Source organism: Viridibacillus sp. FSL E2-0187, assembly GCF_038006425.1.
In the GTDB taxonomy this organism is placed as follows: Bacteria; Bacillota; Bacilli; order Bacillales_A; family Planococcaceae; genus Viridibacillus; species Viridibacillus arvi.
In genome coordinates this window covers 3,403,165-3,428,226 of record NZ_JBBOVG010000001.1, presented here as the reverse complement: position 1 = coordinate 3,428,226, position 25,062 = coordinate 3,403,165, and the positions used below count along the sequence as shown (strand labels likewise).

At 35.4% G+C, this 25,062-nt stretch carries 20 protein-coding genes; 10 read left to right on the top strand and 10 right to left on the bottom strand.

The genetic code is table 11. The features are described 5' to 3' along the window. Positions 1-305 precede the first annotated feature (305 nt). The gene (locus MHH85_RS16735; protein WP_340708190.1) at positions 306-626 is read left to right on the top strand and encodes a DUF5658 family protein; all 321 of its coding nucleotides are present in this window, start codon (positions 306-308) and stop codon (positions 624-626) included. 381 nt (positions 627-1,007) lie between these two features. Here the strand turns inward: MHH85_RS16735 and MHH85_RS16730 are convergent, their stop codons facing one another. After that, the gene (locus MHH85_RS16730) at positions 1,008-1,730 is read right to left on the bottom strand and encodes a WecB/TagA/CpsF family glycosyltransferase (RefSeq protein ID WP_340707803.1); all 723 of its coding nucleotides are present in this window, start codon (positions 1,728-1,730) and stop codon (positions 1,008-1,010) included. Positions 1,731-1,819: 89 nt separating this feature from the next. Next, positions 1,820-2,920, bottom strand: coding sequence for a CapA family protein (locus MHH85_RS16725; protein WP_340707802.1), 1,101 nt, complete (start codon positions 2,918-2,920; stop codon positions 1,820-1,822). A 149-nt stretch (positions 2,921-3,069) separates the two neighbouring features. On the opposite strand from MHH85_RS16725, the gene MHH85_RS16720 reads away from it, so the two are divergent. After that, positions 3,070-4,542 carry a S1C family serine protease gene (locus tag MHH85_RS16720; RefSeq protein ID WP_340707801.1) on the top strand — a complete coding sequence of 491 codons (1,473 nt, stop codon included), beginning with the start codon at positions 3,070-3,072 and terminating at the stop codon, positions 4,540-4,542. A 168-nt stretch (positions 4,543-4,710) separates the two neighbouring features. On the opposite strand, the gene MHH85_RS16715 is transcribed toward MHH85_RS16720, so the two are convergent. The 4 genes from MHH85_RS16715 to MHH85_RS16700 all read right to left on the bottom strand — a co-directional run bounded on the left by MHH85_RS16715 (position 4,711) and on the right by MHH85_RS16700 (position 9,143). Further along, the gene (locus MHH85_RS16715) at positions 4,711-5,460 is read right to left on the bottom strand and encodes a C40 family peptidase (protein ID WP_340707800.1); all 750 of its coding nucleotides are present in this window, start codon (positions 5,458-5,460) and stop codon (positions 4,711-4,713) included. A 553-nt stretch (positions 5,461-6,013) separates the two neighbouring features. Continuing rightward, on the bottom strand, positions 6,014-7,135 hold the full coding sequence (locus MHH85_RS16710) for a C40 family peptidase (RefSeq protein WP_340707799.1): 1,122 nt from the start codon (positions 7,133-7,135) through the stop codon (positions 6,014-6,016). 256 nt (positions 7,136-7,391) lie between these two features. Next, positions 7,392-8,315, bottom strand: coding sequence for an LCP family glycopolymer transferase (locus MHH85_RS16705; protein WP_340707798.1), 924 nt, complete (start codon positions 8,313-8,315; stop codon positions 7,392-7,394). 351 nt (positions 8,316-8,666) lie between these two features. Beyond that, complete coding sequence (locus tag MHH85_RS16700; RefSeq protein WP_340707797.1) at positions 8,667-9,143, bottom strand: competence protein ComK; 477 nt, start codon at positions 9,141-9,143, stop codon at positions 8,667-8,669. Between the two features lie 227 nt (positions 9,144-9,370). On the opposite strand from MHH85_RS16700, the gene MHH85_RS16695 reads away from it, so the two are divergent. Together MHH85_RS16695 and MHH85_RS16690 are read left to right on the top strand one after the other, a co-directional pair. Then, positions 9,371-9,865, top strand: a complete 495-nt coding sequence (locus MHH85_RS16695) for a sigma-70 family RNA polymerase sigma factor (protein WP_340707796.1) — start codon at positions 9,371-9,373, stop codon at positions 9,863-9,865. A 510-nt stretch (positions 9,866-10,375) separates the two neighbouring features. Then, positions 10,376-11,704, top strand: a complete 1,329-nt coding sequence (locus MHH85_RS16690; protein WP_340707795.1) for an NAD-dependent malic enzyme — start codon at positions 10,376-10,378, stop codon at positions 11,702-11,704. Between the two features lie 82 nt (positions 11,705-11,786). Here MHH85_RS16690 and MHH85_RS16685 read toward each other — a convergent pair whose 3' ends face one another. Further along, positions 11,787-13,361, bottom strand: a complete 1,575-nt coding sequence (locus MHH85_RS16685; RefSeq protein WP_340707794.1) for an FMN-binding glutamate synthase family protein — start codon at positions 13,359-13,361, stop codon at positions 11,787-11,789. Positions 13,362-13,567: 206 nt separating this feature from the next. Next, positions 13,568-14,887 (bottom strand): branched-chain amino acid transport system II carrier protein, encoded by a 1,320-nt coding sequence (brnQ, locus tag MHH85_RS16680; protein WP_340707793.1) that lies wholly within the window; start codon positions 14,885-14,887, stop codon positions 13,568-13,570. Between the two features lie 336 nt (positions 14,888-15,223). On the opposite strand from brnQ, the gene MHH85_RS16675 reads away from it, so the two are divergent. Together MHH85_RS16675 and MHH85_RS16670 are read left to right on the top strand one after the other, a co-directional pair. Further along, positions 15,224-16,918, top strand: coding sequence for a methyl-accepting chemotaxis protein (locus MHH85_RS16675; protein ID WP_340707792.1), 1,695 nt, complete (start codon positions 15,224-15,226; stop codon positions 16,916-16,918). Between the two features lie 305 nt (positions 16,919-17,223). Continuing rightward, the gene (locus MHH85_RS16670) at positions 17,224-18,267 is read left to right on the top strand and encodes a glycosyltransferase family 4 protein (protein ID WP_193738451.1); all 1,044 of its coding nucleotides are present in this window, start codon (positions 17,224-17,226) and stop codon (positions 18,265-18,267) included. 262 nt (positions 18,268-18,529) lie between these two features. Here the strand turns inward: MHH85_RS16670 and MHH85_RS16665 are convergent, their stop codons facing one another. After that, on the bottom strand, positions 18,530-19,624 hold the full coding sequence (locus MHH85_RS16665; protein ID WP_340707791.1) for an LCP family protein: 1,095 nt from the start codon (positions 19,622-19,624) through the stop codon (positions 18,530-18,532). Positions 19,625-19,761: 137 nt separating this feature from the next. Further along, positions 19,762-20,397, bottom strand: coding sequence for a YigZ family protein (locus MHH85_RS16660; RefSeq protein WP_340707790.1), 636 nt, complete (start codon positions 20,395-20,397; stop codon positions 19,762-19,764). A 181-nt stretch (positions 20,398-20,578) separates the two neighbouring features. Here MHH85_RS16660 and MHH85_RS16655 point away from each other — a divergent pair, with 181 nt between their 5' ends. The 4 genes from MHH85_RS16655 (at position 20,579) to MHH85_RS16640 (ending at position 25,015) form a co-directional block, all read left to right on the top strand. Next, a complete protein-coding gene (locus MHH85_RS16655) occupies positions 20,579-21,733 on the top strand; it encodes a sensor histidine kinase (RefSeq protein WP_193738453.1) in 1,155 nt (384 codons plus the stop codon). 26 nt (positions 21,734-21,759) lie between these two features. Further along, the gene (locus MHH85_RS16650; protein WP_053417790.1) at positions 21,760-22,434 is read left to right on the top strand and encodes a response regulator; all 675 of its coding nucleotides are present in this window, start codon (positions 21,760-21,762) and stop codon (positions 22,432-22,434) included. Positions 22,435-22,893: 459 nt separating this feature from the next. Next, a complete protein-coding gene (locus MHH85_RS16645) occupies positions 22,894-23,574 on the top strand; it encodes a hypothetical protein (RefSeq protein ID WP_340707789.1) in 681 nt (226 codons plus the stop codon). Positions 23,575-24,172: 598 nt separating this feature from the next. Continuing rightward, positions 24,173-25,015, top strand: coding sequence for a DegV family protein (locus MHH85_RS16640; protein WP_340707788.1), 843 nt, complete (start codon positions 24,173-24,175; stop codon positions 25,013-25,015). Positions 25,016-25,062 lie beyond the last annotated feature (47 nt).

Genomic DNA, 25,062 nt, shown 5'->3' with positions numbered 1-25,062 from the left:
AATGTCCGTTGAGAATAAAACCATTTATTGATGAACTCATTAGACTGTATGGCTAATAATCGTGAATTTTGAGTTGGTTTGAATTATAGATATAACTTTTCACTTAACTCTAAGATTAAGTGGTTTTTGACTGTATAATATTGAATTTCAAGCATATATAAGAATACAGTATCAGTAATCGAAATTACTTTGTCCTCTAATCATTTCTTGAAAATTCCCCCAACAAAAAAGTATATTTCGCCAATGTCTTTACCAGAATAGTACAAGCATACTATTGAATAAAAAAGGGGTTACATTGTTTGAAAGTGAAACTTGCATTTTTTCCTCGTAGCAAACTGTTTTTTGCGGGATTACTTCTATTATTCTTATCCATTTTAGATTCGATTTTCACAGATTTCGGGATTCGATATAACCACATTACTGAAGCAAACCCACTCATGCGATTAGTATATGAAAATAGTGTTATTGTGTTCTATTCGTTGAAAATTATGTTTCCATTATTGTTATTGTACATCCTCAGTAAGGTTCAGCTGAAAAGATCATTACAGCTCTTAATGGGAGCGGCTATTGTCATTTACTCCGTTGTATTCATTCAGCATGTTTGGTGGATTTCATTAGTCATTTAATCAGTAGTTTCCAGATTCTAAGAGTATTTTAATGCTATTAGTCCTTAATCTTCTCGGAGGTTAGGGGCTTTCTTTTGCTGAAAAGGGGAATAATGATATATCAATCAAGTTAGAAAACTACCCTTTATTCAAACAAAAACCTAGCTTCTAAGGACGTGAATATTCTGCTAAATAACAAACATCGGAGTTAGCGCAACAAACAGACGAGTTAGTGAAACAAACACCAGAGTTAGCGCAACAAACAGCGCAGCTACCACAACAAACACCCTAGTTAACACAACAATCCCAAAACCACCCCCAAAACAACACAAAAAAGCCGCCCATTAAGGCGGCTTTCCAAATCATTCAATCCAATTAACAATTCAACTACACAACCTACACTCATTTCCGGCCATCTTTCTTCACCGCAAGCAAAAACTGCGGAATCTTCAGCATTCTCTTCCAGCGTGTAGGTTGTGTAATCAAGCGGTGGAACCATTCCAAATTTAACTTAAGGAAGATGTCTGGTGCGCGATCAATGTTCCCGGATAGTATATCTAAGCTTCCACCAACACCCATCAAGATAGAATTAGGAAACTTTTCGAGATGTGCAGCAATCCATTCCTCTTGCTTTGGAGCGCCTAACGCTACGAATAAGTAGTCAGGAGATACGGCTGCCGCTTTTGCTGCTACTTCATCACCGTTACCGTCTCCGCCATAGCCATCAGCGACTCCGACGATTTGAATATTAGGGTACTGGGCTATTGCCATCTCAGCTGCTTTCGCTGCGATACCAGGCTTGCCACCATACATGAAAATTTTATTGCGCGTGTCCGTTGCATTCGCAACAGCCATAAACTCATGTACTAATTCGACCCCTGGTATGCGCTCTTTTAATGGTTGTCCTAGCATTTTGGAACCAATGACAACGCCTATACCATCTGCCACTACATAATCAGCAGTGTGTAGTAGTTTTTCATAACTAGGTAGCTCTTTAGCAAGCATAATGATTTCAGGATTCGCGGTTACGATCCATACTTGTCCATCATGTTTTGTGACTGTATTTACAAATTCTTTTTTTGTTGTATCCGCAATCGGGATCGATAAAATATCTATTTTTTTCATTTAAAAACCTTCTTTATAAAAGCATTTCTTTCTATTATATAGTAAAGCATCTGAAAGGGGCGTAGTTAACGTGTAAACGTCCAATATGTTTACTTCTTACTATCAACGCCTACAGTCTCTTTTACCCAATCAACGGATCTTACAGCCTGTTTTTCAACATCCTTCAAAAGCTCTACTGAATAGAAACCGTCTTTATTCATAATAGCAGTTGGGGTGAAGCGGGGGGAAGTGATTCGAATAGCCCCTTCAGCATTTTTTACAACATTTAACGAGCCGATGCCACCAACATAAGTAGATGGATCTTGCATAGCCGAGAAGAAATTACCTAAAGAGTAAAATACATGCGTCTCGTGTCCGTCTTTTGCGGTTATTTTCTCATAGGGTTGTAAGACATGTGGATGATGACCAAAAATTATATCTGCACCAGCTTCAGAAATGACTTTAGCCATTTGTTTTTGCTTCTTATTTGGTGTAGATTGGTATTCGGTGCCCCAGTGCATATTGACGATGATGACGTCGCTATTAGGGCGCATTTTTTTGATGTCCTTTTGAATAGTGTCAAGATCGATTCGATTAACTAGGTAGTCTTTACCGGAAGGTGTTTCATTATCATTTGTTCCATAAGTGTAAGATAAAGTTCCGACTTTAATACCTTTGACATCGATAATACGCATCTTTTCGCGATCTTTCGCGGATTTATATGCCCCAACATAAGGAAGGCCATAAGATTTGATATTCTTAAGAGCAGCTAGAACGCCTGCTTCACCACGGTCTAATGTGTGATTATTAGCTACTGACAAGAGATCAACACCAGCTTCTTTTAAATCACGAACAATATAATCAGGGCTTGCAAATTTAGGGTATCCGGATAAGCCAAATTCTTTTCCTATTGGTAAGGATTCCTGATTCGCTAGCAGAAAGTCGTAGCTCTTTAATGTATCTTCTACCCCAGCAAAAGAAGGGGAGTAATCTTGGTAATATAATAATTGTTCATGCAATAGGATATCACCAATCATAGCGATGGAAATCTTCTTATCCTTTATGACAGGCACCTTTTGCTCAACTTGCTCAACTTTTTCTTGTTGTTTATCAGTAGTAGTTTCATTGGATGGTATTTTTTGATATTTTTCAGAAATCGTGCATGCGCTAAGTAAAAAGAGGGTACAACATATTAATAGAATTTTTTTCAAAGAAAATCATCCTTTCTAAGTCCATTTTCTATAGATTGTGCTATGATAAACTTTGTGAAAAATGATTACTACATTTTTTGAAACTTTAGATGTAGTTAATCCGTCTATTATAGTAATGAATTTTATGCAGACAGGAAGTGGATGTGAAAGTGACTAATAATAGGAGATATAATCCCAAAAATACATCCTTTAAACGTGTAGTAGCTTCCGTTATTTTAATCATAGCAGTTATTGCAGGATTATACACACTCCTTACAAAAAATGATGAAGCGACAAATGAACCCAATGTGAAAGTGGCTGATGTCCAAAAGCCAACTTCGGAAGAACCAAAAGAAGATTTAGATGAGGGCACTTCTGATAAGCAAGAAGGATCTGTCACGTCAGCTGTTAAAGATGGCATCACGAATGAAGATGTCACCGATGTGATAATGCCTAAAAACGATACTTCTGCTATTATTGCGAATGCAAAAACGCAAGTGTACACTGTCTACACAGACTTACAACAAGGATCGGGCTTTCTTTTCAATAGAAAAGGGGACATTATTACAAATGCCCATGTTGTAAAGGATGCATCCTATGTATTTGTAACAAATGAGCATGGTCAAGAATTCCAAGGACAAGTAATAGGTATCTCCAAAAAAACAGATATTGCACTGATTCGTGTTCCAGGTTTAGAAGGGAAAGACCCACTTGTACTGGATACTACAAAAGCAAAAGTAAATACGCCAGTCATCGCCATTGGAAGTCCAAATAACAAGGGTGGTACATCAACAGAAGGCGATATTAAGAGTTTAGATAAAAATTTTTCAGATGAATATAATTATTCAAATCTATATGAAATTACAGCAAGATTAGAGCCAGGTTCTAGTGGTGGACCTCTAGTTAATGCGCAAACTGGTAATGTTATCGGTATTAACTCCATCATTTTAACGGATAAACCTGAAATTGGTTACGCAATCCCGGTCTATTCAATAATGTCACTTATTACTAAATGGGCAGACCAAGACGTCGACATTAAACTAGATGACGAAGAAGATTACGATCACAAGCAGGATGCTTATTTAGATAAAAAATTAATTAAAGACTATATTGATGGCTACTATGAGCTATTCCCATACGCTATCAAAGATAAAAATAAAAACTACTATGAAACTTATTTGTTACCAAACAGTAGTGCAGCAACAACAGCAAAAGAGATGATTGCAAACTATTCATCAAAAGATAAAGAGTATCAAGATTTGAAGTTTACTTTTGGCGCAGTGCATATTTACGATGATTCACCGAACATCTCTGATCACTATGCGACAGCGACTATTAACTCGACTTACACTTATAAAGACGTTAAAACAGGTGCAAAAGGAACGATAAAACAATCTATTCAATACACAATTATTATTGATGAATACGGCGATTATCAGTTCTCTAAAATTGACATCTTATCAACAAATACTGATTTACCTACATCAGGTTCTGGTGATAAAAAAGAAGACGATAAAGAAAATGTAACTACTCCACCAACTGATGACAATGGAAAATCAGATGATGAAGAAACAGAAAAAGAAAAGGTACCTGTAGAAACACAAGGTACAGAAACATCTTCTGATGAAAAAGTAGAAGAATAAGTACCCAAACCTCGAGCTAGCAAAGCTCGAGGTTTTTGTATGTAATATAGACTTAAAAGTTTAGAAGAGAAGTAAGGTTACTAATTTTAAATATAAAAACCTCTAAGTAAAGGGCTTTTTTCTAAAAGTCCAATACTTAGAGGTTCTAAAGTGAATGATTTAATTAAATTAGTTTAAAGTACCATAGCTGTGTAAATAGCGATTCCAGTATCCATTGTTGATAGATTGTACTTGAACTTGGCTTCCAGCAGCATGTACGATTTTACCATTACCCATATAAATTGCTACGTGATCGATTGAGCCTCCACCTTGTGTGAAGAATACTAAATCACCTGCTTGTGGGTTGCTTGTATATCTCGTTTCACTACGTTGTGAACGACTTGTACGTGTGAGAGATTTACCTTGTTGTTTGAAAACATATTGTGTAAAGCCACTGCAATCAAATCCAGAAGTAGTCGTACCACCATAACGGTATGGAATACCAATATATTTAAGAGCTTGATCGACAATGTCGCTACCAGAATCATTACTTGCAGATGCTTTTGTTACTCTCTTTGATGTTTTTGATAGGTAATCACCAGACATCCAGCCGTTTTTGCCGTTTACTGAAACTTTATACCATGTTTTGTTATTAATAGTTTTTTTAGCAGACGCCTTTACAACAGTACCTGAAGAAACCGTTGTTTTTACTCTTGAGTTAGTTGAAGCATCAGTACGTAGGTTCAAGCTTGCAGTTGTTTTAAAGCGACTATTAACTTTAGTAGCAGTCGGGTTTGAAACTTGAGTTACTTCTACTGTTCCAACTTTTGTATTTTCTTTAGTGTTGTTGTCGTTTTCAGCAGCTTTGGCACTTCCAAAGGTAAGTGTTAAAGCAAGTGTGCTTGATGCGATTGCTGTAAATAATGCTTTCATATTCATCAATTCGTCCTCCAACTTTTCAACAATTTTTTTGTATATAATGTTCAACGATTATTTTGAATTTTAGTTTGTTTGACTAAGTAATACTTTAAAGAATTCAGAAAAGAAACACAATGCTATTTCGTTTACAGTTATATTACAGTTGTGTAACAAAAATGGGGATAAAGTTCTAATGACTTATGGTAATTAAGTCTTTGTCGCTTGAATATTAGTGGGAAATCACTAATTTGTATTACTTAAAAGTTAAACAATTTATGTGAAAGTAAAAATGGAGGAATAAGTCAGTTGATTTGAGTTTTTAGCGAAGCGTTTTGTAACATAATGTTACAAAATCTAGCCGTTATTGAAATATTTCGTTGCAAGTAACTTTGAAGTATTTCTAGAAGGGTATTTCGGTAATGAGTTCTACTTTGGTCAGGTTACTATTTTCTGGCTAGCCTAATTACACAAAAAAGCATTCCTGAGGCAATTTGAATCGCCGTGGAAATGCTTTTTTGACTGTGCTTTAAAACATCAGTACTGGATTGTAGAATACATTCTTTCATTTATAAGTTTAATCAAGTGAATAGAAACGTTTATAACTATCAAAATGCTGAGCCCAATAAGGTTCATTTACTGAAGAGACTTGAACATGTGTGCCACCAGCATGTACGAATTGACCATTACCAATATAAATACCTAAATGCGAAATACCAGTTTGATATGTATCACGGAAAAATACTAGGTCACCTACTTGAGGTGTATTGATATAGTAAGATCTAGCTTCATAACCAATAGCATTTGTACGAGTCATGGAAAGGCCGGCGTTATTAAATACATAGTGAATGAAACCGCTACAATCAAAACCTGCTGGTGTTTGTCCGCCCCAAACATAAGGGGTATTTTGTAAGGATAGACCTAAGCTAACAGCTTTTTGTTTAATTTTATTTGTTGAAACTGTTGGTGGTGTTGGTTTTGAAACATTTGTTGTATTTTCCTTGTCTTGTTGGATAGTAGAGTTTGAGCTATTTTTGACTTTTAATGTTTGTCCAACACGTATTAGATCAGAAGTTAAACCGTTCCAAGATTTCAACTGTGTTATCGTAATACCGAATTTATGAGCAATGCCAGATAGTGTATCACCAGCTACGATTTTATAGGAAGTAGCATTAACATTATTTGAAGTTGGTGGTTTAGTTGTTTTATCAGGCTTAGGCTTAGATGTTGTAGTATTACCATTTGGTTTACCAGCAGTTGTCGTTGTTGTAGGGATTTTAATCTTTTGTCCTACATATATTAGGTGATCTTTAATATTATTCGTTCTTTGAAGTGCACTGACAGATACTTTATATTTTGTTGAAATTTTTGAAAGTGTGTCACCTTGTTTCACTTTATAAATAGCTGTATTACTAGATGGAGAAACTGCATTTGTATTCACTGTATTAGATGGTGTTTTTGATGTTTGAGTAGATACTTTGCCGGAAAGTATCAATTTTTGTTTTGGATAAATTATATCTGATTTCAAGTTATTCGACTTTTTTAGTTTAGTGACTGTTGTACCATGTTTAAGTGCGATTGTGTATAAAGAATCACCACTTTTTACCGTATAAGTATTTGAACTTGCTTCTGTCGATTGACTATTTATACAAAGTGCGAGTGCACCTGTAGCCAGAATGGAATAGGCAGCTTTTTTCACAAAAATCACTCCTCTTTATATTTCAAATTGTCATCCCTGCTCTTTGTACCCTCATTCTATTGAAAAAAAACAGAGAAAACAATGAAATTAGTAAAAAGGGGTAATAAGATAGTGATTAATTTTTTAAAATGCGCAAGATTCGAAAGTAATGGTAATTTTAAACCATAAAAACCATTGTTATAAAAATAACAAGGGTTTTTATGACTAATTTAAAATAATAAAATTATATCAATAGTAATAAAAATAAACTATTTAACTATTTCAAGCCTAAATGGACTTTTAATTCAGTAGATACATCATTAAGTTCATTCTTATTCATCATATAATACCAAATACCATTCTTCGTCTGACCTTTTCCTTTATTAAAACAGAGTTGTTCAATCGAATTTAGAGCTTCTTTGTGCTTTTTTTGTAGCTCCATCATTTGTCCAAATGTTAAATTAGTTGAAATATTGTCACCAAGTGCATTAAAAATATCTTTATACTGCCATAGACTACTAACAGAAGCTCCTTCTTTTAGAATTCCTTGAATAAGTTGTTTTTGTCGTTCTTGGCGACCAAAGTCCCCGTTAGGATCTTCCTTCCTCATTCGTACAAATGAGAGTGCATGTTCACCATCTAATTTTATTTTCCCTTTTGGAAAACTATAACCGTCTTCCTTAAATGTGAGCATATTAGTCACTGTAATACCTCCAACAGCATCTACTATATCTTTGAAACCTTCCATGTTTACTTCCGTTACATAATCAATTGGAATATCAAGTAAATTTTCAACTGAGGCCATTGCCATTTTAGTGCCTCCAAAAGCATAAGCATGATTCAATTTATCACTCGTTCCGTACCCAACAATTTTAGTATAAGTATCTCTTGGAATACTGAGCATTTTCGTACTTCTTTCATTAGCATTAATCGTGAGTACAATAATCGTATCAGATCGTCCTTTATCATTTTCCCTTTGATCTACCCCTAATAGTAAAATGGAAAACGGCTCTTTTTTCTCTAAATTGACTTTTTCCACCCTCAATTCAGATTTATCTCGATTAATTTCTACGTGAACACTCTTTAAATTTGAAGCTAAATTAGCATATACGTTCCAAACATACATCCCAATTCCTAATATAATTAGTCCAATAATCCACGGCCATTTTCTTTTCTTCTTCTTTTCTATCGGTACATCCATTGGTATAACACCTCCAAAAAGTGGAATTCGACTATTCTATGTATAATCGCAAACTGATTCGACAATTTTGTCAATTATCATATTTACTGGAAAATACGAAATTATACAATATACTACAAAGTATAAAAGTAATCGACAAAAGTTATTTTTATGATCGACTTGCCAGAGAATGTGTCGTAAAAGGTAGTATGTATACATAACTGCTAAAAGTGATTTCAATGAAATTTTTATTTTTTCTTTGTGTAATGTCGTCGTTAAAGTTGTATCAAAACAACATGGAAAGACCTTTTAACAATATATTTAAATAATAAAAAAGCCCGCATTTCTCATGAAAAGGAGCTTTTTTTGATATCACTTTCGGCGAATTAGTGTTTGCTGCTTATTAAAACGTAAAGATAAAATAATCGAGGCTAATCGTTGCTGTTGTTCTTTAACAGTATGTAGTGAAATGTCCAGTATGACTATTTCACCGTGATCAAAATAAAGAATGGTTTGTCCTTTACTATATGCTTCATAACGATAACTATGATAAAACACCCATACACACTCAGGGTGATAAGGTGATCGTGTCGGATATGCGTAAATACCTTCGCCGATATAAAGTGGTAGCTTTTTTGAATAGCCGAGAAGTTCCTTCACAGCATCTATCCGACCTTGAAAAGTAGAACCATAGCGAATACAAATTTTTTCGAGTAGCTGAATAGGCGTTAAAGTCGAGTATAAATATCCATCTCTAGTCATTACCTTTGACTTCATTTCTCCTTCAAATAAGGGGGATAAAACGAATGAATTGGTAGTGATTAAATCTAAATCCTTATCAAACATCATCAAACACCTCGCATTTTCATCCATCATACGAAAATAACCAACTGAAATCAACATAATATTGTATAATTTCCAAATATTATAAATTATTAATGATCTTAAAGTAAGGTATACGTTAAATTTGGTGTAGTAAACGTTCACTATAGTCATTCGTCCTGGACGATAATTCCATATACGATAAGTAGTACCCGGGAATACAAAGCGTTGTGCACAACTAGAAAGGCCATCTAATGGACCGATTTGAAATTGTTTTAGCACAATTTGAACCAATGATTACAAGTATTATGAACCGCTGTCGTATTTATAGAGATCACGAGCTATATAGACAAGCAGCACGTATCGGACTTTGGAAAGCGTGGACAAAATATGAAGACAGTAGAGGTGACTTTGCTCCGTATGCCTACCGATGTATTCAAGGTGCAGTTTTAGATGAATTGAAGAAAGAATCTCGCAATGAAGATCAATATATACCTTCCGAATCAGATACGTTAGAAGTACTAATAAAAAACAACCATGTAGAAAGGTCGGGCACTCACATACTAGATACTATATTAGAATCACTACCGACTAAGGATTTACAGCTACTCATTCTACTGTATATAAAAGGATACAGCTATGACGAATTAGCGGTTATGGAAGGATTGACAATAGGAGGTATAAAAAAACGGAGAGATCGAATTATGAAGCAAATACGTGAAGAAAAAATGAAGAGTCGTAAAAAATAAGTAAAGGCTGATAGTTCATAGAAATGGGAGGTGGGAAAATTATGCAAATCGGAGTGAAATTATTAAGGAATCTATCAGTTTACCGTAGTAAATGTCGAAATCAGTAGCTTTCTCGGCAGAACTTCAAGAGGTGCTGCAGAAAATGTCATAGATAATAGAGAGTAAGAGGATAGTTGTAGAAGAGATTGTAGATTGAAGTGGGAATCGGTTGTCGAATTGACTACAAGCTTTTTGAGAATATATGATTTCTTCGCGAAAACGCATGAATTTAAATTCATGCGTTTTTCAGCATTGAGAAGTAAAAAAGAAAGTAACTGTAATATAACTTTAAGATATAATGCATTTGTAAAAGACTTGAAAGTAGTAAAAAGTAGTAAAAACAACCTCAATTTGCGAATAAGTTAGTTTTTTTATGATTTTTTATAGGTAAACGTATTTACGTGTAGCATATAGAGTAGTATCATAAACTCCATAAACATAAAAGCGTTTTCATATTTGGGAGGAAAGAAATTGAACGTTCAAAGCATTATTCGTAATCTAATAGTAGAAACACCATCTATACCTGGTAATTTGGCAAAGGTTGCTACAGCAATTGGCTCAATTGGCGGTGATATTGGTGATATCAAAACAATGAAAATCGGTACATTATCTACAATTCGTGATATTTCATGTACTTGTGCAGATATAGCTCAACTTGATCAGATTGTAGAAGCGATTAATAATATAGATGATAATATTCACGTTCGTTCAGTTTCGGATGACGTCATGAAAGCGCATGAGGGCGGAAAAATACATATGACGAGTCGAGTAGACGTGCGCTCATTAAGTGATTTACGTCGAATTTATACACCGGGTGTGGCGAACGTTTGCCAAGAAATTCAAAAAGAACCCGAAAAAGCACATTATTACACGAGCATTGGTAATACTGTTGCCATCGTTACTGATGGTACAGCCATTTTAGGTTTGGGGAATATAGGACCAGTTGCAGGTATGCCAGTGATGGAAGGGAAGGCCGTATTATTTGATCAATTTGCCGGTATTAGTGGTATTCCAATCCTACTCGATACAAGTAATCCTGATGAAGTAGTTGAAACCGTAAAACATATAGCAAAAGGTTTTGGTGGTATATTATTGGAGGATATTGGTTCACCGCATTGCTTCGAAATTGAAGAGCGTTTAAAAGCTGATCTATCAATCCCTGTTATGCATGATGATCAGCACGGAACAGCTGTTGTTACTTTGGCTGCAGTAATCTCAGCTTGTCGTTATGCAGGAGTTGAATTGAAAGATGCTGTTGTTGGTCAAATTGGTCTCGGTGCAGCAGGGCTGGCAATTTGTCGTATGCTAATGGCTTATGGTGTTAAAGAAGTATGTGGCACAGATCGCCAAGAGAGTGCATTAGTCCGTTTGCGTAGTTTTGGTGGAACGGTAGTAGGGTCAGTTGAAGAAACGATGGCCAAATGTGATATCGTCATTGCAACAACAGGGGTATCAGGTCTGATTAAACCGTCAATGGTGCGCGAAGGACAAATCATTTTGGCCCTTTCAAATCCATATCCAGAAATCACTCCTGAAGATGCAATTGCTGCTGGAGCTTCATACGCTGCAGATGGACGCCTAGTTAATAATGTTTTAGGCTTCCCTGGAATTTTCAGAGGGGCATTAAATGCTAATGTTAAAAGTATTACGTACCCAATGTTATTAGCTGCCGCTAATGCCATTGTAGACGCAACGCGAAACGGTGACCTTGTACCACACCCACTAGATCCAAACGTCCATAAATCGGTAGCAGAAGCAGTTGAAAGAGTAGCTTTAATAGAGATGGCAAATATAGATTAATAACAATAGACCGCTTATTAAGCGGTTTTTTTGTATTAAAAAAGCATTTCGCAAATGCGAAATGCTTTCTCTCAAAGCCATTTTATTTTTTCTCTAATTCCTCAACGGAGAATACGCGACCATATGCATCTTTATAAACAATATGTTCACTACTTAATTTTGTTGGAGAATCAAGTCCTGCAGCAGCTGCTACACGGAAAAGACCTTCACGCATTGAAACAATATAGTTTGTTACACGGTATTTTTTTTCATCAATGATTAATCCATTTTGTAACTTAGGATTCGTTGTTGCTACACCTGCTGGACAATCATTTGAATGACATCGCTGTGCCATAATACAGCCAACTGATATCATAAAGCCTCGTGCGATATTGATTAAATCTGCACCTAAAGCAAGCATAACAGCTGCACGGTCAGGTGTAATTATTTTTCCGGATGCGATGATTTTCACACGATCACGTACACCATGGCGAACCAATGCATCTTGTAATAACACTAGGCCTGAATGGATAGGTAGGCCTACACCATCAGCTAAATCTTGGAATGTAGCACCAGTACCACCTTCAGCGCCATCAATTGAAATGAAATCAGGACCTTTTCCAGATTCCTTCATATAAGTAGCCAACTCATCCGCATCTTGCGGGCTACCGACTACAATTTTAATACCTACTGGCAGACCACCATGTTCTCTAATCTTTTCGATGAAGTCAAATAGAGTAGGGAAGTCATCAAATTGACGGAAGCGGTTTGGGCTATTAATCGTGACAAATGGTTCAATATTACGGATATTAGCAATTTCTTCTGTTACTTTTTCCGCTTCAACGTGACCACCACGTGTTTTAGCACCTTGCGCCAATTTTAGTTCAAATGCTTTTACATGAGGCATGGCTGCTTTTTCAGCGAGCTTTTCCCAACTGAATTCACCATCTTTTGTACGATAACCAAAGAGACCTGAGCCAATTTGAGCAATTAAATCCGTTTTACCTGCTAAATGGTGTTCTGAAATACCACCCTCACCAGTATTCATCCAAGAACCTTTTGCCATACCAATTCCTTTTGATAACGCAGTGATGGCATTTTTGCCAAGTGCACCATAACTCATAGCAGATTGACCAACTAAACTACGAACGTGAAAAGGCTCACGGCAGTTAGCGCCTATTACAACAGCATCATCTTCTGACAATAACCATGGATTGATATCAACTTCTTCAGTATGTTCTTTACGTGAAAATAAATTGTCCGCATCCATTACATATTTCTTTGTATGAATGCGTTCTTCTGAATCCACATGTAATTCATCCACTTGTTTCGTGAACATTGCATTACGAATATAAAACCCTGCTTCATTAAAATCACGTTTTGAGCCGAAACCAATAACGTTTCCTAAGTATTTCCCAGGTAATACAATATGTAAAAAATCTTCACGATTAAATGGTTTCCCGTCGTGATCATCGTCAAATAAGTATTGACGGAATTCAGGACCGACCTTTTCAAGGATATATCTCATTCTTCCTAAAATAGGAAAGTTTCTTAGAATAGCGTGTTGCTTTTGATGACGGTCAAGGAAATATAAAAAGACTACTGAAATTAATGGAATAACAACTAATACGACTAGCAATATGAGTAATATAGAAGAAATACCTTCAAACCACCCCATATGCGTCACACCCCTTTTTTATATAAAAATCATAATCTATATCAATAACTTATATAACATATCACAATTTGAGATAGATTCAAGGGTTGAATAATAGATAAAAAATATAGAAAATACTATATTTTTAGAATAACTAGAACTCTTAAGTCGCGTAAACACAAAAATACCCAGAGCACGAAGCTCTGGGTAAGTTGATATAAAGTAGCTTATTTTCTAATAAATAATGAAATAATCCAACCAATGATTGTTCCAACTATTGCAGGTACTAACCAACCAATACCTTCTGCATAAAGAGGTAAGTGACTTAATAGATCTGCGTATGCTGGGATATCCATTTTGGCTGCATGTAAACCGTCATATACACTAACTAGTGCGGTAGCGATTAATGCAACAGTGTAAACAATTGATGCGCCATTAAAGAATTTATCGATTAAAGCTAAACTCATTAACACGATGGCAATTGGATAGATAGCTAATAGTACTGGTAAAGAGATCGAAATTAGTTGCTCTAAACCAAAGTTCGAAATAGCCGTACTGAAAATCGCGAAAATGAAAACAAAAGCTGGATACGAAATTTTAGGGAAAAGTTTTGTAAAGAATTGAGATGATGCTGTTAATAAACCAATTGAAGTAGTTAAACAAGCAAGTAAGATAACTGCTGACAATAGAATATTACCAAAATCCCCATAAAGAACGTTTGCCGATTTTGCAATAATTTCAGCGCCACTACCTTGAGCGCCAATTGTTTGGAAGCTAGATGCTCCAATATAACCTAAAGAAATATAAACTAAAGCTAAACCAGCTGCTGCAATAAATGCAGCAAAAATAGTTGTCTTAACAATCTTTTTACTATCGGTTACACCTTTAGCATGTAAGGCTTGTATAATTACAATTCCGAATATTAAAGCAGCTAAGAAGTCCATTGTTAAGTATCCTTGTAGGAAACCTTCAGTAAATGGCTGCGTAGTATATTTACCAACCGCTTCACCGGGACCGTCCATTGGTGTAATAATACTTTTTGCTGCTAAAAGAGCAATTACTAATAGAAGTAATGGAGTGAGAATTTTACCAACACGGTCAACTAATTTAGTTGGATTTAGTGCAAAGAATGTTGTTATTCCGAAGAAAACGATTGTAGAAATCAATAACGGAATAGAAGATTCACGCATCGCATCTGATAAAAATGGTGAGACACCAATTTCATAAGATACTGTACCAGTACGTGGAATTGCGAAGAATGGTCCAATTGCTAAATAGACGATTGAAGTAAATACGATTCCAAATATAGGGTGAACTTTACCGGCCATATCTTGTAATTGTCCGCCAGCTTTAGCAACAGTGATAACACCAATCAGTGGTAAACCAACACCGGTGATTAAAAAACCAAGCATTGCTAAACTAAATGATTCACCAGCTTGTTGTCCTAATTGCGGAGGGAAGATAATATTTCCTGCACCTAAGAATAATGCAAATAGCATTAAACCTACTGCAACTTGCTCCCCAAGTGATAAAGATTTGTTCTTCATAAGTAAGGCTCCTTTAAAAATTTCTTGCGTAATGATTTCATCTATGAAAACACAACACTGATTTTCCGTATGATAAATAATCTTTGTAATCTGAAAATTCTAATTACAAAAGTTATAAAAGTTACTAAACAACTTTAACATGAATATGTTAAGAATGGAACCTTAAAAAAAAGACAAGCTAGTAGGTTTTTTCTCAATCTAGCGCTTTATAGTAATAAAGCGCTTTCATTTAACGGAAAACGATTATGGAGATAGTGTAAAGGAACTGTTAAGTTTTTGTATAATGAAACTTTTAGTCTATTTTCTATGCTAGATTGTCCTTAAGGGGGAATATATATGTTTATATGGAATAAAATGGACCTAAGAAAGAAGTATTTTCTTTCACTTAGTATTACTTTGCTGTTATTTGCCATTATGACAATCACACTTACTTTTCAAGTAAACGAGAATAGAAAATGGTCTCAAGAATTAGATAGTTTATCGAAAAGTATTAATGACATAGATATGTTATCAAAGGAATTCAGTACATTATATATTGCAATTATCCATTATGCAGGGGATCCTTTAGCTAAGCATGATGCTTCGTATGGCGCTTCGATGTCTACTCTTGAAAGTTTACTGAAAAAATCCGGGGATGTAGTGCAACAACGAGACTCGGAAGCAATCGTAGTGGAACTAAATAGGATTCATGAATTATACATAAAGCGTTTGAAAGTATCAGTTGCGAAAAAAGACAATATCGCAAAACGACGTCAACTTAACTCGGTATATCAATCGTATGACAATATAGAAAAAAACTTAAACACAATTCGGGCGGGAGCATCAACGGAACGTGAACAGATTTTGCAAAGTATGAATGAAAGCCAGCGAAGAACATTAATCGTATTATGTGTGTCATTCCTACTGGCGGTAGCTATATCGACCATATTAATGGTGATCACAAATCGCCAAATTCGCCAACAACTTGAATTAGTTGCACAAACAGCAAAAAGTATTTCAAAAGGAAATTTGAACGTTGTAGATTTACCTATACATACGAATGACGAGATAGGACAAGTATCGACAGCGATGAATCATATGAAACATCAACTTGTAGAGATGCTTCAAATAATTAAATCGTCAGCACATGAAATATCAAATGACAGTCATGTACTACAAAATTATTCAGTACAATCTTTAGAGGGATCCAAAATAGTTTCAGTCTCACTTAAGGAGTCTTTACAAAATGCAAAAGCACAGCAATATTCATCTGATGGTATTGTCGCTTTTATGGAACGCTTCTCAGATAATTTGCAACAAATGGTTGGTCAAGTAGAGCAACTGTCAGTAAAGGGGCTTCAAGCGGAACAATATGTAGAAGATAGTAGTGTATCAATGACTGAAGCAGTAAGTAAAATGACTGGGTTACAGCAACTTCTAATAGAAGCAGAGCAGGAAAGAATACTTTTGCAAAAGCGTACTGATGAAATTGTCCGTGTCTCTCTTTCGGTAAAACAAATTGCCAAGCAAACGCATTTGTTAGCATTGAATGCCGAAATTGAAGCGGCACGATCTGGTGAAGCAGGGAAGGGGTTCGCTGTTGTAGCAGAGGAAGTTCGTAAATTAGCGAAGGAAGTTTCGAATGCTGCTCACAATATTCATAATTTGTCCGATGATATAACTGTGCAAGGCGCAACAATGGCGAATACTTTCAACTCGGGTCTCATAACATCAGAAGAAAGTGCAACAGCAATTCAAAATGCGGCACAGCAAATGACGATTATCATACAATATATAGGCGATACACTGGGACAATTTAAAGCGATGTCCAGACAAATACAAACTGTAGAAAAAGAAAAAGAAAGTACTAAAACCTTGATTCACCAGTTAAATGACGCTATTTTTCAAAATACTGAGCATATTGAAGAGACGACATTGTTTTTAAACGATAATTTATTAACTATCGAATTATTGTCGGCACGTATTCATGATGTCTCTGATCAAGCGATGACTATGCGTCAATCAACAACGAAATTTGAAATGTCCAGTTAAATGTAATATATGGAAAAATGTTTAGCCTTCCTAGGAGGGGGGTACAATATTAAGCAAATGCCGTAATGCTTCTCCTAACTGCATTGTTGGGAGATTTTTTCTGTGAAAGTGGGAACTATTTAAAGGGAATCGTCGTCCTATAAAAGAATTGACTAGAGTGTAAGAAAGTAATAATTTCGGTTAAACGAAGTGTGTTTTCTAGTAATTCATGCTATAATACATTGTAAATAAATTGTAAATATATTGGATGCATATTTTCTGCGTCTATAAAATATAAATGAAAAGAGTTATTAAGGAGGAAGGGTATGACATACCTTGCATGGATTGTAGCATTCATAGCTTCAATTTTACTGACTCCGCTTGTGAAACGACTCGCATTTCGTGTCGGTGCGGTCGATCGTCCAAATTATCGAAAAGTGCATGCTAAAATTATGCCAAGACTTGGTGGCTTAGCCATCTATCTTGCATTCCTCATAGGGATTTTGATTTTACGACCTATGCATGAAGCAATGCTTCCTCTATTAATTGGGAGCTTTGTCATTATTGTGACAGGCGTCCTTGATGATATGTTTGAGATTTCAGCGAAGGCTAAACTACTTGGTCAGTTAATTGCTGCAGTAATCGTAATATTTTTTGGCGGAATTCAAATTGACTATATCAACATTCCTTTCGGTGGAGAACTTAATTTCGGTTTCTTAAGTATCCCATTAACAATCATTTGGATTGTGGGGATTACGAATTCGATTAATCTAATTGATGGACTAGATGGCCTTGCTGCTGGTGTTTCAACTATCGCATTAATAGCACTTGCTGGAATGGCCTTTATCATGGGAGATATATTTGTTATTATCATGGCTACAATGTTAGCTGTAAGTACTATCGGATTTTTATTTTACAATTTCCATCCTGCGAAAATTTTCATGGGGGATACAGGATCGTTGTTCCTAGGCTTCATGATTTCAGTTTTAGCTTTAATGGGATTCAAAAACGTTGCGTTTGTTTCACTAGTTATTCCGATTATTATGTTGGGCGTACCAATCTCAGATACATTCTTTGCGATTGTTCGCCGTTTGTTAAATAAACAACCACCATTTTCACCAGATAAGTCACATTTACATCACTGCTTATTAAATGTTGGTTTCACACATCGCCAAACTGTAATAATCATTTATGGAATGGCATCGATGTTTGGTTTAGCGGCGATTGTCTTCTCTATGGCTAAGCTATGGGGAGGTATTCTACTTATAACCGTACTGCTTATTGCAATTGAATTATTTGTAGAAATAATCGGACTAGCAGGATCGAACTATAGACCGCTATTAAACTTAGTGCGTAGTAAAAGTAAATAATAAAAGACGATATTGCAGGGATGACTGCGATATCGTCTTTTTATTTGAAGATAGATATCTTTCTAGAGTAATTATGGATTTAAACGATAGTTAGTAACTTAAGGTCATTGTTATGAATTGTATAAGTGCTCACATTAAAGTACATAAAGGTCAGTTGTGTTTAGTGAGATAACGCTAATGTATTTACTTAAATAAACTACTCTCTAAAATTCTTGATGTAAAAAAAATCCCTTAGTCGTATGTGACTAAGGGATTTTCATGATTATTGATTATTATTGTCTGATTGATAGTTCGATTTATAATCTGAATTATATCCAGAGCCTTCAGCATTATTTGAGTCTGCTGCATTATCTGTTTCACCTGAAGTATCAACTAGGTTACTATCTGTTAGGCCAAGTTGAGTACGTAAGATATTTTGTGTTTCTGTTAATGCAGGCTCATCTAATTGGTAGTAGTAAATACCAGTAGAAGTATCATCATTACCTTTAAGGGACAATGATTCTACGTTTGGCATACCACCTTTAATGTATTCAAAAAATGATTTCATTTCATTGAAAGTCATATTTGTTTTCATATTGTTACCAACAGCTTCTAGAATGTTATCGTATTTAGTAAATGATGTAACGGAAGATGCTTTTTTCAGGATGGCAGCTAAAATCATTTGTTGGCGTTCACCACGTTGAATATCGCTATCTTGTTTACGCGTTCTTGCAAGTGCTAAAGCTTCACGACCATTTACCGTTTGTAAACCCGGTTTTAGGTTTACTGTACGCTTATCATTTTCATCAAGTTCATGAAGTTCATATGGAACATCTACTTCAATACCACCAAGAGCATCAACGATTTCGATAAATGCATCGAAATTTAAGCGGTAATAATAATCAACCGGGACGTTTAATAAATTCTCAACAGTATCAATTGTTGCGTTCGTACCCCCAAGATGTGCGTGCGTAATTTTATCTTTTCTGTCTACATAAGGAATATAAACATATGAGTCGCGAGGAATACTTAGTAACTTTACGGATTTCGTTTTATTATTTAACGTTGCTAGTAATAATGCATCAGAACGGGAATGTTCTGAACCTTGTCCGCGTTTTTCACTATCGTCGATACCGACAAATAGAATAGAAACATTATCTGTCATTGGTTTTACAACCGATTCACGTAAATCCGACTTTACACGTGTATTATCTTTGTCATATGCATTATTTGCAGCTTCTTCTGCTTTTTTTGTTAACCAATATGCATAGGTGCCAGTTGAGACAACCATAAGGCCAATCAGAATTAAAAAAGTGCGTAATATCAGTTTTTTCTTTGAGGGCTTCTTTTTTCTTTGGCCCATTCTTAAATTAGTCATACACGATCTCCTCTAAATTAGGAATAAATGCTATATATAAATATTGGACGTGTGGCGTATCCAAAAAGTTTCGAATGTAAATGTATAGCGAATTTTATTATACTATGCAGTTTTGTAACAGTAAAATTAAATTTATATTACTGCTTGTCGAATTCTAAAAATTCTTGCTTATTACAATTTACTTTACATTGCCCATTAGTCATTTCAATTATCCAATTCGTAAAGTCTTCTACTTCCTCTTTTGGTACAAAGGTATAAAAATCGACATCATCAGTATATTCAATGTTATCTAATATATAAGAAGAATTGCGAATAGCATTTTCTACTTTTCCTAACCATGTATAGCTAACGGAAACTTTCATCAAACTATGAAGGCGACGTTCAACAACCGTTGCAGCTTCAATCCCAACGGTAGTTGCTTTGCCGTATGCACGGACCAAACCACCAGCTCCCAATTTAATGCCTCCAAAGTAACGAGTTACTACAACAACAGTATCTTTTAAATGTTGTTTTTTTAATACTTCAAGCATAGGTACTCCGGCCGTACCGCTAGGTTCACCATCATCATTCGCTTTTTGAATTTGATCGTGTTCTCCGATTTGATAAGCTGAACAATTATGTGTTGCGGAATGATGCTCTTTTTTTATCTTATTTATAAATGTAATAGCTTCTTCTTCAGTCTCTGCTCGCGCGCAATGCGCGATAAATCTCGATTTTGAGATGATTATTTCATCTGTTCCAAAGCTTTTTAGTGTATAATAGTTTTCTCTCATGGTAAACTCCTTAAATAAATCAATTTATTTTTGACATTTAGTTGACACGAAATTTTAATAAAAAAAAATCATAAAAATGCTATAATTAACTTTGTGATGCAGGAAAATAGGTTCATATATATAATTATAATATATGCTCATTACTTCTTCAAAATGTAGCACAATTTGTAAGGGGTTTGGTATGGTGGGAGACAAAATTGATATAAAATCATTAGATTTAATTTTTAATCGAATGGTAAAAACAATAGACGAATCTAAAAGTGATATTTTTACAATCAGTGAACAGAGTAGACAAACATTTGAAGAAATGAAAATCGAACTGGAAGAAGTTCGTGAAAAAATCGCTGATGTAATCACTGAAAATGACATTTTAGAGACCAAAACGAAATTTGCCAGAGGAAGATTAGCGGAAGTATCAAAAAACTTCCAAACTTATTCTGAAGCAGAAATCCACAAAGCATACGATCAAGCAAATCAACTTCAAATACGTCATTCTGTTGTCCAAGCTGAAGAAAAGCAGCTACGTGAGAAAAGAGATGACCTTGAAAGAAGGATGCGCAATTTACTTGATACGATTGAAAAAGCAAATCATCTCGTAAACCAAGTAAATGTCGTATTGAATTATTTGACCTTTGATTTGAAGCATGTCGGTCCAGCACTCGAAAATGCGAAGATGAAAGAAGATTTTACGATTAAGATCATCGAAGCAACAGAAGATGAACGTAAACGTATTTCTCGTGAGATTCACGATGGACCTGCACAAATGTTAGCCAATGTATTACTTCGCACAGATTTAATCAATCGCACGTATCAAGAACGAGGGGTAGAAAAAGCATTACAAGAAATACTACAATTAAAAGATATGGTGCGCGATGCATTACATGAAGTAAGACGCATTATTTACGATTTACGTCCAATGGCTTTAGATGACCTAGGTATAATTCCAACACTAAAGAAATACCTTTCTTCAGTTGAGGAGTATAATAAAGGTACTACAATCCATTTTCAGTCAATGGGTGAGCAAAGAAGAATGGGGACAAATTACGAGGTAGCCATTTTTCGACTTGTACAAGAATGCGTAAATAACGCTATAAAACATGGCAAAGCACTTGAAGTATGGGTTAAATTCGAATGGTTGGAAGAACATGCCAATATAACTATAAAGGATAATGGTGTAGGATTCGATACTAATATTGTGAAAAAAAATTCATTCGGTTTAATTGGTATGCGCGAACGCGTAGAATTACTTAGTGGAGAAATGGAAATGATTTCTGAGATTAATAATGGAACTCGATTCATATTCAAAATTCCACTAAATCATGAACAAAAGAATTAAAGTAGTATTAAATAGGAGGATTTTATATGACAAAAATAATAATAGTAGATGATCACCAATTATTCCGTGAAGGAGTAAAACGCATTTTAGATTTTGAAGATACATTCGACGTAGTAGCAGAAGGCGATGACGGTACTGATGTTGTCCAACTTTATGAAGAGTATAATCCAGATGTTGTATTAATGGATATTAATATGCCTCAAAAAAATGGTGTTGAAGCAACAGCAGAACTTTTAGAGAAATACGCAGATGCAAAAGTTATCATGCTTTCTATCCATGATGACGAATCATATGTATCACACGCATTAAAATCAGGTGCTCTTGGTTATATGTTAAAAGAAATGGATGCTGACGAAATCGTTGAAGCTATCAAAATCGTAGCTTCTGGTGGTTCTTACTTACATCCAAAAGTAACTAAAAACCTAGTTGCTGAGTACCGTCGTTTAAGTGAACGCGAAAACAAAGGTTCATTCCATCAAACTGAAATTCGCCGTCCATTCCATTTATTAACTAAACGTGAATGTGAAGTATTGCAATTGTTAACTGATGGTCAAAGTAACCGTGCAATTGGTGAAACTTTATACATCTCAGAAAAAACAGTTAAAAACCACGTATCAAGCATTTTACAAAAAATGAACGTAAATGACCGTACTCAAGCTGTAGTGACAGCAATTAAAAACGGTTGGGTTGAAGTACGCTAATTGTTTAACACAATCAAGATGATGACAAGCTAGTTGACGCAAGTGAACATACCGTTGCATACTTGTGCTAAATTATGAATTAGCCTATTATTAAAAGTGCAGTTCAACTTTGAACATGATGCAATGTCAGAGCCTGCATTTAAAACTTGAATAGTATTGGTTACTTTCTACATTCTTATAGTTTGCGATTAGCACTGCAAATTTATTTGCACGCATTCTATCATTTTGTATTTGATGGTACCAAACACAACCCTGTTTCTCCTTGTCGAGAAGCGGGGTTTTGTGTTTTTTCTGCAACTTTCAACGTGCTACAAACGTCATCTATTTGTAAATAATTTTTTAAAAAAATGGTGTATTAATCGATAAAAAAGTTTAAGCTATAAGTTGGAACTTTGCATAAAGCTATTAATTTTTAGGTAATCTACAATTATGCTACAATATCCGCGGGAGGTTTTGGAATTGATTATAAAAAAATGGTTGCTTGTCCCAGTATGTGCCGTATTATTAGTGGCATGTGGCAATGATGACAGCACAACAAAAGATAATACTGGTTCAGTCAATGATGGTGAGAACGCATCAACATCTAATGCGGTTGACCATAGTATTAAAGATAAAACTGAAGAAGAAACAAATAACGAAACCAAATCAGAAAAATCAGCAATAGAAGAAACAAAAGAAACAAAAGAAACAAAAGAAACAAAAGAAACTAACGAAGACGAACAAGCTGTAGGATTTGCAATGCAAGATGGCAAAGTAGAAGCGGCGAAAAATGTTCCTGTAGAAGAAGAAAAAGCGCTCCTTCAAGCATTTGATGAATACGTTGCTGCTTTAAATGCAGAAGACCTAGAACGCTATAGCAAAACACTTTCAAAAAATCCTAGAGGCTTCAATCTAGAAGAAGATGTGGAATATCAAAAGCTAAACTTTGAAAATTTCGATTTAAAACATACAGCAAAAGATATCCATGTAGTGCAATATGATGAAAATGAAGCGCAACTTTTGTCTCAAATTACTGTTGAAGTAGAATTAGAAAATGGCGAACCTTTTAAACAGGCTGCCAGAACAAACACTGTCTTTGTTAAAGAAGATGGCAAATGGGTAGTAACAAGTGTAGCTGCTATTGGTGAAAAAATGGATTAAGAAAAGTGAGGCTGGGATAAAACAACTAACCTCAACAATGAAAAGCCTCGAAAATTTTACGATTAGTAAAATCTTCGAGGCTTTGTTTTTTAGTCTACTTCGTAGCCATTGTTCTCCGCTATGGCGGACGCTTTCCGCGGGCACGGCTCCACCCTTCTCCCTCACTTCGCTCAGTCCGGTGCTTCCGTTCGTGCTGTTCCCGCAGGAGTCGCCGCCTTCGCTCCGAACAACTAATGAACTCTTCTATTTCAATTAAATCTATTCATAATTTCAGGCATGAAAAAAGACATCTTCTCATAAAATTTAAGTACCCGTACAAAAATTAACACAGAAAGAAGTGTCCTTATGTTCAAAGATTATTACATGAATCAACTTATTTTACCGCTAGATATAGAAGTGAAATTACAAAAAACGAGATTGCATCATGCAATCTCGTTTTTTTACGTGAACTGAACCTATTTATGTCCCAGCCTCTTTCTATTTTTCCGTAAATAAAAACGAATAGTAGCGAAAAGTAACATTCTTTGTAAACACATTATTTTTCATTTCACTTTCTTACGATATTAATATACTATTGAAGTAGGAGCGTGAACGATCAATGACAACTGCCATCGTAACAGACAGTACAGCTTACTTAACTAAAGCCGAGCGTGAACAATATAATATTCGCATGGTTCCATTAAGTGTTGTAATTAAACATGAAACATTTGAAGAAGAAGTAAACATAACAACTACTAACTTTTATGATAAAGTACGAAATGAAAACGAGCTTCCAAAGACGTCTCAACCACCAATTGGTACTTTTGTGACATTATTTGACGAACTTTCAAAAGAATATGATGAAATTGTGGCTATACACTTATCAAGTGGTATTAGCGGTACATATCAAGGCGCTTTACAAGCCGGAGAAATGGTCCAAGGCATTGATGTCTATGGATTTGACAGTGAAATTTCTTGTGCTGTCCAAGGGTTCTATGTATTGAAGGCTGGAGAAATGGCCAAAGACGGTGCATCAGCGAAAGAAATTTTAGAAGCTCTTGAAGAAATGCGTAAAACAATGCGCGCTTATTTCATGGTGGACGATCTGGCTCATTTACAAAGAGGCGGTCGCTTATCAGCAGCTCAAGCTCTAATCGGTGGACTTTTACAAGTTAAGCCAATACTACATTTTGAAAACAAAGTCATCGTACCCTTCGAAAAAATTCGTACACGTAAGCGTGCTCTAAAACGAGTAGAGGATATGCTAGGTGAAGACGCAGCGAAATACGATCAACTTGATGCAGTAGTAATACACGGTAATTGTGAAAATGAAGCGAAAGAATGGATGGCAACTTTGCAAGATAAATTCCCAAATGTTAACGTCAAATTAAGCTATTTTGGACCGGTTATTGGAACCCATCTTGGTGAAGGCTCTATGGGTCTTGGTTGGGTGAAAAAATAAAGTAAGCGACGAACCCCCTTACAAATGTAGGGTGGTTTTTTTGTGGA